Raw genomic sequence first — 12,650 nt, 5'->3', positions numbered from 1 at the left:
CGGACGCCGGGGCGCATGCTGACGGCCGCGCGCAACCGTAGGGGATCAGCCATCCGGGCGACCGACGAAGGGAGTGTTTATCGTCAGGAAGACGACTATGATCGCCGCATGCCCTACGACCCGTCAGCGTTTCCGCCCTTTGCCGTCACCGTGGACCTGGTCGTGCTGACCGTGCGCCGCCATGCCCTGTGCGCGCTGGCGGTGCGCAGGGGTGAGGCGCCGTTCCAGGGGCGGTGGGCGCTTCCGGGCGGCTTCGTGCGGGCCGACGAGGACCTCACCCAGGCGGCGGCCCGCGAACTGGCCGAGGAGACCGGACTGCGCGCCCACGACCCTTCGGTCCCCGCCCAGGACAACGGCGCCCACCTGGAGCAGCTCGCCACGTACGGCGATCCCAAGCGTGACCCCCGGATGCGTGTCGTGAGCGTCGCGCACCTGGCGCTGGCCCCGGACCTGCCGGCTCCGCGAGCGGGCGGCGATGCCAGCAACGCGCGCTGGGCGCCCGTCGAGGAACTCCTCCAGCACGGCGGTTACGGCCGGGACGGGGAACCGGTCGCGCCGCTGGCCTTCGACCACGCGCAGATCCTCGCGGACGGCGTGGAACGGGCCCGCTCCAAGATCGAGTACTCGTCCCTGGCGACCGCGTTCTGCCCCACCGAGTTCACGGTCGGCGAACTGCGGCGGGTGTACGAGGCGGTGTGGGGAGTGGCGCTCGACCCGCGAAACTTCCACCGCAAGGTGACGGGCACGCCCGGCTTCCTGGTGCCCACCGGCGGCACGACCACCCGGCAGGGTGGCAGGCCTGCGCAGCTCTTCCGCGCGGGCGGTGCGACCTTGCTCAACCCGCCGATGCTGCGCCCCGAGGTGTGACACCGGCCTGCCGTGGCCGTTGAAGTGCGGACAGCAACCCGAACGCGTCGATCGCCTGCGCGGACGACTGTGCGGCACTCGGGTAAAACGGACATAGCGTGCTATCTTGCTGCGGGTGATCCAGGCCTTCGGACTGACCAGCAACTCCCGTAAGGCGCTTCCGCCCGCCGTCGACGACGTCTCCTTCGAGGCGCGCGCGAGCCGCGTCACCGTACTGCTCGGAGCGCCGGGCGCGGGCAAGACCACGGCGTTGAGACTCCTGCTCGAACTCCAACAGGGCCGCGGCCTTGCCTACTTCAGAGGCCGCCCCTTGCATCGCATCGCCCACCCCTCCCGTGAGGTCGGCGTGCTCCTGGGCGATGTGCCCGGGCACCCGGCCCGCACGGTCCGCGGCCATCTGCGCATGCTGTGCGCGGCCGTCGGCGTTCCGGTCCGGCGGGCCGACGAAGTGCTCGAGGTGGTCGGCCTGGTCAGCCTGCGCGACGAACGCCTCGGCACCCTCTCCCGCGGCATGGACCGTCGGCTCGGCCTGGCCTGCGCTCTCCTCGCGGACCCGCACACCCTCGTCCTCGACGACCCGGCCGACGGGCTCGCCGGGCGCGAGCACCGTTGGCTGCACGGCATGCTGCGCGCGCACGCGGACCAGGGCGGCACCGTTCTGATGACCACGGCCGATCCCAAGGAGGCCGCCCGCACCGCCGACCGCGTCGTCACCCTGGACCAGGGCAGACTCGTCGCCGATCAGGAGGCCGCCGACTTCGCCCGCACCCGGCTGCGCCCCCGGGTGGCCGTCCGCAGTCCACACGCCGCCCGCCTGGCCGACCTGCTCGCCAAGGAGGCCCGGGCCGCGCACCGCTCCCTCGAGGTCGTGCAGGAGGACGGCAACCGGCTCTCGGTGTACGGCAGCAGTTGCGCCCATGTCGGCGAGGCGGCGTTCCGGCACGGCATTCTCGTCCACCAACTCGCCGATGAGACAGGCGACATGGGGCCGGGGGCAGGAGCGCAGATTCCGCGTCGGGCGCGCCCCGAAACAGGGTCGGCCCCCGCGGCGGAGGAGCCGGCCGCCGCGGGAGTCCCTGTGTCGGCCATGGCAGGCCCGAAGGCCTTCGGGGACGCGCCGGCGGAGAACGGCACCCAGGAGACCGACACCGCTGAAGCGCCGCGCACGCCCGAGGACGAGCCGTCGGCTTCCCCCGCGCCGGGCCGGCCGACCGATGTGGCCCCTCGTGGTGCCCTTCCGGCGTCTGACGGCGGTTCCGCGCCCGGTGTCGCCGCTACGGCTGTCGGCGCCACGGCCGAAACCATCCCAGGCGTGTCCGGGACCGCGACGGCGACCGAGGCGGCCGTCGTGGACGAGCGCCCCCCCAATGCCGAGCCGGCCGCCGTGCCCCCCGCTCGGCAGCCCCGGCGTCCCTCCGCCTCCCATACCTTCGACGCCCTGCCCGCCCTGCCACCCCCCATCTCCGTGCGCTCCGCCCCCAGCCCCCTGCGGCCCCTCCGCTACGAACTCCGCCGAGCCGCCGGAATCAGCACCGGATTCCTGACCGGCGCAGCGGTACTGGTCGTCTCCGCCCTCGCCGCCGTACTCCTGGCCCGGGTGGGCCATACCTCGCAGGCGCGGCTGCTGGCCGCGTGGCCCGTGCAACTGCCGCTGCCGCCCGCCGCGCTCGGCGCGGGACTGCTCGGTGCGCTGGCCTTCGGAGACGAGTTCCGCCACCCCGCCCTGGCGGCGGACCGCGGCACCGTGCCCCGCAGGCTGGGGGTACTCACCGCCAAGCTCCTCGTCGCCGCTCTCACCGCCCTGATGCTGGCCTTCCTCACGGTGGGCTGCGATGCCGAAGCGCTCTATCTCGTCTACGGACGGGAACTCGCGCAGGTTCCCGCGGAGTGGCTTGCGCTGAGCGCGAGTTGGCTCGGCCTCACGGTCGGCTGCGCCTGGGCCGGTGTCCTGGCCGCCGGCGTCTTCCGGTCCACCACGGCCGGACTGGCGGCAGTGGTCGCCGTGCCCGTTGTCGTCGTACCCGTCGTACAGAAGGCCGTGGAGAGCACGTCGGTGCGGGCGGCGGCGGGACTCTCGATGCGGTTGCGCGAGACGCTTTTGGTGCAATGGCCCTTCGGGGGAGAGCGCTATCTGTTCGCCGTGGCGCGCGTGCTCGCCCAACCCGTCGGCGGGGCGCTGACGTTGTCCCTGACGGCTCTGCTGTGCGCGTATGTGTTCATGACCCTGCGCAGCAGGGTCCGATGACGCCCCTCCGGGCCCATCCCGCCCGGGCCTGTGCGCAACTCCCCGGAGAAAGCCCATTTCTTTCCGATAAGGCGTCAATTGCGACGGGGTGAGCGATCACCCTTTCGTGTGCTTTTCACCAAAGACCTCAAGGGAGTTGGAGGCAGCGCCGACAAAGGATCCGTGAGTACCCTTGCGCACACCATGATGACCGCCGCCCGCTCCGCCGACTCCGGTCTGGCCGGCCCGGGCGAACTCGACCGCTACCCCTACGCCGAGGCCACGTCAGCCGACCGCGTCGGAGCTCCCGTCTGGGAGACCGCGGACCCCGAGCTGGGCCGCGTGGGCCGCCGCACCGCGGGCAGCCGCGGACGCGGACTGCACGGCCAACTCGTCCAGCAGCTGGGCCAGATGATCGTCTCGGGCGACCTGGGTGCCGACCGTCCGCTGGTGCCCGAGGAGATCGGCCAGCGGTTCGAGGTGTCCCGCACCGTCGTCCGCGAGTCGCTGCGTGTCCTCGAGGCCAAGGGCCTGGTCAGCGCCCGGCCGAACGTCGGCACGCGCGTGCGTCCCGTGAGCGACTGGAATCTCCTCGACCCGGACATCATCGAGTGGCGGGCCTTCGGTCCCCAGCGCGACGACCAGCGGCGCGAGCTCAGCGAACTGCGCTGGACGATCGAGCCGCTCGCCGCCCGCCTCGCTGCCGGGCACGGGCGCGCCGACATCCAGCAGCGCCTGTCCGACATGGTCGAGATCATGGCGCACGCCATGGGGCAGGGCGACGCGCTCACCTACTCCCGGGCCGACGCCGAGTTCCACTCGCTGCTCATCCAGGTCGCGGGCAACCGCATGCTGGAGCACCTTTCCGGGATCGTGTCGTCCGCCCTCCAGGTCTCCGGCGGCCCGGTCACAGGCTGTGACCGGCCGAACGATGCGTCGCTCGGGTGTCACGGCAGGATCGTCGACGCTCTCGCCGCGGGCGACGGCGCCGCGGCCGAAGCGGCCATGAGGCAGCTGCTCACGGTTCATCCCGAGGTGGAGCGCGTCGTGCCGGCGCCACGCGAGCACTGACGGTACCCGACGGGTGGGAGCGGTCGGGGAGGTTTCCCCTCCCGCGTCATCCCCGGCCGGTTCACCCGCATTGCCGTCGGACCCCGCAGAACCCGAAACGGGGGCTGCGGGGTCCGACGGTCGATGTGGTGGGATTCGGTCACGGCGGCTCGGGTAGACACCACAAGTGACCTCTTCTGCCCGTGTCTGACCGTTTATGCACGCTTACGGGGTGTGACTCGGGCCACGAAGATTGGGCGTAACGCTTGTGGAAACAACGCGATGACCTAAGAGGTGACAGCCGCGGAGGGAATACGGACGCCGTTGAAGGCGCTGTGCATCCTCCCGGCCCCCGCCCGCGCCGTCGGCCCACCCCCAGGCCGGTGGTCGGCTCCTGTCCATCGTGGACGGGGCCGGAAGCCGTTTTCCAACGTTCCGAGAGGTTGTTCGTGTCGGCCAGCACATCCCGTACGCTCCCGCCGGAGATCGCCGAGTCCGTCTCTGTCATGGCGCTCATTGAGCGGGGAAAGGCTGAGGGGCAGATCGCCGGCGACGATGTGCGTCGGGCCTTCGAAGCTGACCAGATTCCGGCCACTCAGTGGAAGAACGTACTGCGCAGCCTCAACCAGATCCTCGAGGAAGAGGGTGTGACGCTGATGGTCAGTGCCGCGGAGCCCAAGCGCACCCGAAAGAGCGTCGCAGCGAAGAGTCCGGCCAAGCGCACCGCCACCAAGACGGTCGCGGCGAAGACGGTGACCACGAGGAAGGCCACCGCCACCACCGCGGCCGCCCCGGTCGCACCCGCTGTGGACGACCCCGCAGAAGAAGCCGCCCCTGCCAAGAAGGCGGCCGCCAAGAAGACGACGCCCGCCAAGAAGACGGTCGCGAAGAAGACCGTCGCCAAGAAGACGGCGGCCAAGAAGACCACCGCCAAGAAGGACGACGCCGAGCTGGTCGAGGAAGAGGTCCTCGAGGACGCTCCCAAGACCGGCGACGAGCCCGAGGGCACCGAGAGCGCCGGCTTCGTACTCTCCGACGAGGACGAGGACGACGCCCCCGCCCAGCAGGTCGCCGCGGCCGGCGCCACCGCCGACCCGGTCAAGGACTACCTCAAGCAGATCGGCAAGGTCCCCCTGCTCAACGCCGAGCAGGAGGTCGAGCTCGCCAAGCGCATCGAGGCCGGTCTGTTCGCCGAGGACAAGCTGGCCAACGCCGACAAGCTCGCCCCCAAGCTCAAGCGCGAGCTGGAGATCATCGCCGAGGACGGTCGGCGCGCCAAGAACCACCTCCTGGAGGCCAACCTCCGCCTCGTGGTCTCCCTGGCCAAGCGCTACACCGGCCGCGGCATGCTCTTCCTGGACCTCATCCAGGAGGGCAACCTCGGTCTGATCCGCGCGGTCGAGAAGTTCGACTACACCAAGGGCTACAAGTTCTCCACGTACGCCACCTGGTGGATCCGTCAGGCGATCACCCGCGCGATGGCCGACCAGGCCCGCACCATCCGTATCCCGGTGCACATGGTCGAGGTCATCAACAAGCTCGCGCGCGTGCAGCGCCAGATGCTCCAGGACCTGGGCCGCGAACCCACCCCGGAGGAGCTGGCCAAGGAACTCGACATGACCCCCGAGAAGGTCATCGAGGTCCAGAAGTACGGCCGCGAGCCCATTTCGCTGCACACCCCGCTGGGCGAGGACGGCGACAGCGAGTTCGGTGACCTCATCGAGGACTCCGAGGCCGTCGTCCCGGCCGACGCCGTCAGCTTCACCCTCCTGCAGGAGCAGCTGCACTCCGTCCTCGACACCCTGTCGGAGCGCGAGGCAGGCGTCGTCTCCATGCGGTTCGGTCTCACCGACGGTCAGCCGAAGACCCTCGACGAGATTGGCAAGGTGTATGGCGTCACGCGCGAGCGCATCCGCCAGATCGAGTCCAAGACCATGTCGAAGCTGCGTCACCCGTCCCGTTCGCAGGTGCTGCGCGACTACCTCGACTAGGTCGTAGCCGTACGGCACGAAGGCCCGGTTCCCCTGGGGGAGCCGGGCCTTCGTCGTCGGCGCGCGGGTGCGGGGCGCCGTGCCCTGAATGACTCTGGGTGTTCATCGTCCACTCCAGAGTGAGGAGCGCGCATGCGTCGTCCCCTTGTCCGGGCCTTGGCCCGGCCGTTGATCCTGGCGGCCGTGGCCATGGCCATACCGTTGGCCTCCGCCGCCCCGGCGGCCTCCGACGGCGTCGTGCTGGGAGGCTTTCCGATCGACGTCTCCCAGAGTCCGTGGACGGTCGCGCTGTCCAGCCGTGACCGGTTCGGAGGTATGCGCTCGGGGCAGTTCTGCGGAGGCGTGGCGGTCGGCCCGTCGACCGTGCTGACCGCGGCCCATTGCATGGGCGAGGATGTCCTGGGAGTGCCGTCGGCCAAGGCGACCGACCTGAAGGTCGTCGCGGGCCGTACGGACCTGTACGCGGACACAGGCCGGGAGGTCTCCGTGCGCAGCGTCTGGGTGAACCCGGGCTACGACAGTTCCAGCAACGCCGGGGACTTCGCCGTGCTCACCCTGGCCGAGCCCCTCCCGGCGGCGTCGGTCATCGCCATGGCGGGCGAGGGCGACCGGGCATACGCGCCCGGCACGGACGCCGTCGTCTACGGCTGGGGTGACCTCACGGGGTTCGGCGCGTACGCGCACAGGCTGCGGGCGGCCAGCCTGCATGTGCTGTCCGACACACTCTGCGAACTGGCGTATCCGGGATCGGCCGACGGCACGTACATCGCGCGGAGCATGGTCTGCGCCGGAGAGGTGCGGGGCGGCCGTGACGCCTGCCAGGGGGACAGCGGAGGTCCGCTGGTCGCGGGTGGCCGGCTCATCGGGCTCGTGTCGTGGGGCGACGGCTGTGGGCGGCCGGGAAGCCCGGGCGTCTACACCCGGGTGTCCGACGCCGTACGGACACTGGGCTGGAGCGCCGCCACTCGGAGACCCCACAAAGCTCCTGAGCGCGCCTGAGCGGGCCTGCGCGGGCCTTCCCGCGGCGAGGGTCGGGGACTCTTTCGCGACACGAGAACGGGCGGCCGCCCCTGGGAGCAGGGACGGCCGCCCGCACACCGGCCTGTGCCGGTTCTCGCTCGTCGTGGACGCGCAGGATCAGCGCTCTTCTTCGGAGACGGACGCCGGAACGGTCGTCAGCCGCTCCGTCTCATCCTGTATCTCGGCGGCGATCTTCTTGAGTTCCGGCTCGAACTTGCGGCCGTGGTGGGCGCAGAAGAGCAGTTCTCCGCCGCTGAGCAGGACGACGCGCACGTACGCCTGGGCGCCGCAGCGGTCGCAGCGGTCAGCGGCCGTCAGCGGGCTCGCGGGGGTCAGAACAGTAGTCACGTCGCCTCTTCTCTAGCTCGACGAGCTGTCGTACCAGGGTCAACATCCAACCAGCCCCAAAACGTTCCCGCTCGTGGCTTCTCCTCGAAAAAAATCTTTCCGAGGTGGCCGTCTGCTGCCGGTTTGGCGGCGAATGTGCCGTATTGCGTGGTCTGTGGTGCTTACGGTTTCGCGCTGTCGGTCATGGTTCGATCCTCCCGGCTGGCTTGCCGGTTTGTTCATGAGGACGTGCCCGGAGCCTAAATGGTTCATGCCTCGAAGGGAACGTGATATGTACTTCACTCCATCGAGGGATCGAACACGTATGCGACGCTGGACTAGTCTGAGTTTGACACGAGGGTGGCGTGACAACGGCTCTACCAGGCCTCGGTACCCTCTTGGCGGTGAAGCAAGCCGCGCCCTTACCCAGAAGGGCCCCAACTGAAATTCAGCGAGGAGCGAACCGCGTGACCGCCGAAACGTCCGTGCCGTCCACAGCGCTGCTGGCAGGAGCAGACCGGGACGGTTCCAACTACACCGCGCGGCACCTGCTCGTCCTCGAGGGCCTCGAGGCCGTGCGGAAGCGCCCGGGTATGTACATCGGCTCGACCGACAGCCGTGGTCTGATGCACTGCCTGTGGGAGATCATCGACAACTCCGTCGACGAAGCCCTGGGCGGATACTGCGACAACATCGAGGTGATCCTTCACGACGACGCCTCGGTCGAGGTCCGTGACAACGGCCGTGGCATCCCGGTCGACGTGGAGCCCAAGACCGGCCTGTCCGGCGTCGAGGTCGTCATGACCAAGCTGCACGCTGGCGGCAAGTTCGGCGGCGGCTCCTACGCCGCCTCCGGCGGTCTGCACGGCGTCGGCGCCTCCGTGGTCAACGCCCTGTCCGCCCGACTCGACGTCGAGGTGGACCGAAGCGGCCACACCCACGCCATCAGCTTCCGGCGAGGAGTCCCGGGCGCCTTCGCCGCGGACGGCCCCGACGCCAAGTTCGAGACGGGCGGCCTGCGCAAGGTCAAGAGGATCGCCAAGAACCGCACCGGCACGCGGGTGCGGTACTGGGCCGACCGTCAGATCTTCCTCAAGGACGCCAGGCTCTCCCTGGAGAACCTCCACCAGCGGGCCCGGCAGACTGCGTTCCTGGTGCCCGGCCTGACCATCGTCGTGCGCGACGAGTACGGCCTCGGCGAGGGCGGCAGCAAGGGCGAGGAGTCCTTCCGCTTCGACGGCGGCATCAGCGAGTTCTGCGAGTACCTGGCCACCGACAAGCCCGTCTGCGACGTCCTGCGCTTCACGGGGCAGGGCACGTTCAAGGAGACGGTCCCGGTCCTGGACGAGCACGGGCAGATGTCCCCGACGGAGGTCACCCGCGAGCTCGGCGTCGACGTGGCGCTGCGCTGGGGTACCGGCTACGACACGATGCTCCGGTCGTTCGTCAACATCATCGCCACGCCCAAGGGCGGCACCCACGTCGCCGGCTTCGAGCAGGCGGTCGCCAAGACGATGAACGAGGTGCTGCGGGCCAAGAAGCTGCTGCGTGTCGCAGAGGACGACATCGTCAAGGACGACGCCCTGGAGGGCCTGACCGCGGTCGTCACCGTCCGCCTCGCCGAGCCCCAGTTCGAGGGCCAGACCAAGGAGGTCCTCGGCACCTCGGCGGCCCGGCGCATCGTGAACACCGTGATCTCCAGGGAACTCAAGGCGTTCCTGACCTCCACGAAGCGCGATGCCGCAGCTCAGGCGCGGGTCGTCATGGAGAAGGCGGTCGCCGCGGCCCGGACGCGTATCGCGGCCCGGCAGCACAAGGACGCACAGCGCCGCAAGACGGCACTGGAGTCCTCGTCCCTTCCCGCGAAGCTCGCCGACTGCCGCAGCGACGACGTCGAGCGCAGCGAGCTGTTCATCGTCGAGGGAGACTCCGCGCTTGGTACGGCGAAGCTCGCCCGCAACTCCGAGTTCCAGGCGCTGCTGCCGATCCGGGGCAAGATCCTCAACGTTCAGAAGTCGTCTGTGACCGACATGCTCAAGAACGCGGAGTGCGGTGCGATCATCCAGGTCATAGGGGCGGGCTCCGGGCGCACCTTCGACATCGACGCGGCTCGCTACGGCAAGATCATCATGATGACCGACGCCGATGTCGACGGCTCCCACATCAGGACCCTCCTCCTGACCCTGTTCCACCGCTACATGCGGCCCATGGTCGAGGCCGGCCGGGTGTTCGCCGCGGTGCCGCCGCTGCACCGCATCGAACTCATCCAGCCCAAGAAGGGCCAGGACAAGTACGTGTACACGTACTCGGACCGCGAGCTGCGCGACAAGCTCATGGAGTTCCAGAGCAAGGGCGTCCGGTACAAGGACTCCATCCAGCGTTACAAGGGTCTCGGCGAGATGGACGCCGACCAGCTGGCCGAGACGACGATGGACCCCCGCCACCGCACCCTGCGGCGCATCAACCTCTCCGACCTGGATTCGGCGGAGCAGGTGTTCGACCTGCTCATGGGCAACGACGTGGCACCGCGCAAGGAGTTCATCTCCAGCTCGGCGGCGACGCTGGACCGGTCCCGCATCGACGCGTAGCCGTCGGCCTCGGCTCGGCCTCGGCTCGGCGGCTCTCCAGCCGGGACGAGCGGGTCCGGGTTCTCCACCCATGGGTGGAGAACCCGGACCTTCGCATATCCACCCATGATCCACCCCCGCTCCGATCTGCGAAGCTTCGCGATTCCGTAGCGTCGAAGGCGTCGGCAGCACTCGCTGCCGGCATCCCCTTCCCGCTCACGGAGGCTGTGATGTCCGGGCTCGTCAACGCACTGGTGATCGTGGCCGTGGCCGCGCTGGTGATCGGGCGGCAGTTCCGCGCAAGCCGCATCGACACGGACCGGCGATGGTGGCTGCTGCCCGGGATCCTGGCCGTCATAGCGCTGCGCGAGCCCGACCTCCTCGACGCCCGTCACCCCACCGAGTCGGCCCTGGTGCTCGGCGCCGAAGTCATCGTCGGCCTGTTCATGGGAGCCGCCTGGGCATGGACCACGCGCATCTGGGTGGAGCCGGACGGCGTGGTGTGGAGCAAGAGCACGAAGGCGAGCGCGGCCGTCTGGGCCGTCGGCATCGGTCTGCGGGCGGGCCTCTTCGCGGTCGGTGCGTTGATGGGCGTCCACCAGCACAGTTCGGCCCTGATGCTGGGGCTCGCGGGCACCCTGCTGGTCCGCTCCGGGATACTGATCTGGCGCACACAGTCCCTGAGTCAGGCCACTGAGGCCACGGCATACGGTGACCACCTGCCCCGGTCGGCGTGGAAGGAGCGCGTGTGACGGAGAACGCCTGGACACGCTGGCCTTCTCGGGAGGCACTGGGCCGCGAGGGGACGACGCGCTCCCGACGCCTGATCGCGTGGGGTGTACGGCTGCTGCTTCTCGGCATTCTCCTGTGGAGTGCCTTCCACGACAGCCGGATCCACGGCTGGGTTACGGCGGCGGGCGCCGCGGGAGTCCTCCTGGCGGGCGGGCTGGCCTGGAGTTTCTGGCGGGCCACGCTCCAGCACCGGCTCTGGCCGTCGCTGGCCCTCATCCTCCTCCTGCTCACGCTGGCCGTCGGCGCCCAGCTCGTGGGTTTCCGAGAACCCGCCCTCGTTCTGTGGTGCGGCTGCGGCGTCGCGGCACTGGAACGGATGCCCCTGGCTGCGGCGCTGCCCGTCGCCTCGGTCGCGCTCGCCTCGTATGCGGCCGTGAACAACGACGTGTGGCTGACCACAGCCGCCACGATCGGCGGGATGGCCCTTGCCGGGTACACGCTGCGCCTGGACGCCGAAGCCAGGGGCAACGCCCAGCGACTGCTCGCTCAGGAGCGTGCGGCGCGTGCGGCCGAGGCCGAGTCGGCCGCACTCGCGGAGCGGGCCCGCATCGCCCGGGAGATCCACGATGTCCTGGCCCACAGTCTCTCGGCGCAGCTCGTGCACCTGGAAGCGGCCCGGCTGCTGATCGAACGGGGCGCGGACCGCGAGCAGATCCTCGACCGCGTGGTGGCGGCACGCGGGATGGCCCGCGACGGTCTCGAGGAGACCAGACAGTCGCTCTCCGCGCTGCGCGGTGATCTGACGCCGCTGGAGAGCTTCCTGACCGACCTCGTCCGCGCGTCGGACGGTGCCGAGGTCACCGTTGGGGGTGAACGCAGGCACCTGCCGGCCGAGGCGTCACAGGCGGTGCGAAGGGTCGCCCAGGAAGCTCTGACGAACGTCCGCAAGCACGCTCCGGGCGCGAAGGTGCGGGTGCGGCTGGAGTACGGACCGCATGAAGTCACCCTGGACGTGCGGGACTCGGGGGGTTCGCCGGGCGAACTCGCCCAGGCGGGAGGCGGGTACGGTCTGCTGGGCATGCGGGAGCGCGCCGAACTGCTGGGCGGCTCGCTCTCTGCCGGACCGGACGAGGAAGGTTTCGTGGTGACGCTGAAGGTGCCGGTATGACGGCGGAGGCGGAGAAGAAGCCCGCCAGGGTGGTGGTCGCGGACGATCAGACGGTCGTCCGGGAAGGCATCGTGATGCTGCTGGGGCTGTTGCCGGGGGTCGAGGTCGTGGGCGCCGCCGGGGACGGGGACGAGGCGGTGCGGCTCGTCGCCGAACTGGCTCCCGACGTGGTGCTGATGGACTTGCGGATGCCCCGCTGCGACGGAGTGGAGGCGACCCGGCGGATCCGGTCGGAGCATCCCGGAACCCAGGTCGTGGTGCTCACGACCTACGCGGATGACGACTCCCTGTTCCCGGCGCTGAAAGCGGGAGCCCGGGGGTACCTCACCAAGGACGCCGGCGGGGACGAGATCGTCCGGGCCGTGCACAGCGTGCTGTCCGGGGACGCGGGGCTGTCGCCGAGTGTGCAGCGGAGGTTGCTGGAGCGCCTGTCGGCGCCCGAACCGGAGCCGGCGGAGCCCGCTGCCGTGCCCGACGGGCTGACGACACGGGAGGCGGAGGTGCTGGTGCTGATCGCCGAGGGGCTGAGCAATCAGGAGATCGCGCGCAGGCTGAGCGTGTCCACCGCGACGGTGAAGACCCACATCAACAACATGTTCACCAAGACGGGCATCAAGGGCCGCGCGCAGGCGGTGCGTTACGCGTATCGGATGGGACTGGTACGGCCGCCGACGGGGTGAACGGCCCGTCGGTCACCTGAAGGG

The 12,650-nt window shown here is 70.1% G+C and carries 10 protein-coding genes; 9 read left to right on the top strand and 1 reads right to left on the bottom strand.

From position 1 onward, the window contains the following. Positions 1-108 precede the first annotated feature (108 nt). From B5557_RS11670 to B5557_RS11650, 5 genes are all read left to right on the top strand, one after another. The gene (locus B5557_RS11670; protein ID WP_079659056.1) at positions 109-867 is read left to right on the top strand and encodes an NUDIX hydrolase; all 759 of its coding nucleotides are present in this window, start codon (positions 109-111) and stop codon (positions 865-867) included. A gap of 115 nt (positions 868-982) precedes the next feature. After that, the gene (locus tag B5557_RS11665) at positions 983-3,112 is read left to right on the top strand and encodes an ABC transporter ATP-binding protein (RefSeq protein ID WP_079664730.1); all 2,130 of its coding nucleotides are present in this window, start codon (positions 983-985) and stop codon (positions 3,110-3,112) included. A gap of 162 nt (positions 3,113-3,274) precedes the next feature. After that, positions 3,275-4,162 carry a FadR/GntR family transcriptional regulator gene (locus B5557_RS11660; RefSeq protein ID WP_079659055.1) on the top strand — a complete coding sequence of 296 codons (888 nt, stop codon included), beginning with the start codon at positions 3,275-3,277 and terminating at the stop codon, positions 4,160-4,162. 428 nt (positions 4,163-4,590) lie between these two features. Beyond that, positions 4,591-6,132: an RNA polymerase sigma factor gene (locus B5557_RS11655; protein WP_079664729.1), complete on the top strand. Its 1,542-nt coding sequence runs from the start codon at positions 4,591-4,593 to the stop codon at positions 6,130-6,132. Positions 6,133-6,264: 132 nt separating this feature from the next. Continuing rightward, a complete protein-coding gene (locus tag B5557_RS11650; protein ID WP_079659054.1) occupies positions 6,265-7,131 on the top strand; it encodes a serine protease in 867 nt (288 codons plus the stop codon). A gap of 138 nt (positions 7,132-7,269) precedes the next feature. Here B5557_RS11650 and B5557_RS11645 read toward each other — a convergent pair whose 3' ends face one another. Then, positions 7,270-7,500 carry a DUF7455 domain-containing protein gene (locus B5557_RS11645; RefSeq protein ID WP_079659053.1) on the bottom strand — a complete coding sequence of 77 codons (231 nt, stop codon included), beginning with the start codon at positions 7,498-7,500 and terminating at the stop codon, positions 7,270-7,272. A gap of 446 nt (positions 7,501-7,946) precedes the next feature. Between B5557_RS11645 and B5557_RS11640 the strand changes: the two genes are divergently transcribed. The 4 genes from B5557_RS11640 to B5557_RS11625 all read left to right on the top strand — a co-directional run bounded on the left by B5557_RS11640 (position 7,947) and on the right by B5557_RS11625 (position 12,626). Next, the gene (locus tag B5557_RS11640) at positions 7,947-10,067 is read left to right on the top strand and encodes a DNA gyrase/topoisomerase IV subunit B (protein ID WP_079659052.1); all 2,121 of its coding nucleotides are present in this window, start codon (positions 7,947-7,949) and stop codon (positions 10,065-10,067) included. 209 nt (positions 10,068-10,276) lie between these two features. Further along, a complete protein-coding gene (locus B5557_RS11635; protein ID WP_079659051.1) occupies positions 10,277-10,798 on the top strand; it encodes a DUF1453 family protein in 522 nt (173 codons plus the stop codon). After that, the gene (locus tag B5557_RS11630) at positions 10,795-11,946 is read left to right on the top strand and encodes a sensor histidine kinase (RefSeq protein WP_079659050.1); all 1,152 of its coding nucleotides are present in this window, start codon (positions 10,795-10,797) and stop codon (positions 11,944-11,946) included. The genes B5557_RS11635 and B5557_RS11630 overlap by 4 nt, the downstream gene beginning before the upstream one ends. Next, complete coding sequence (locus B5557_RS11625; protein ID WP_079659049.1) at positions 11,943-12,626, top strand: response regulator transcription factor; 684 nt, start codon at positions 11,943-11,945, stop codon at positions 12,624-12,626. The genes B5557_RS11630 and B5557_RS11625 overlap by 4 nt, the downstream gene beginning before the upstream one ends. Positions 12,627-12,650: the final 24 nt, after the last annotated feature.

Source organism: Streptomyces sp. 3214.6 (assembly GCF_900129855.1).
In the GTDB taxonomy this organism is placed as follows: domain Bacteria; phylum Actinomycetota; class Actinomycetes; order Streptomycetales; family Streptomycetaceae; genus Streptomyces; species Streptomyces soliscabiei.
The sequence above is the reverse complement of the archived record's forward strand: the minus strand, read 5'-3'. Positions and strand labels throughout refer to the sequence as shown.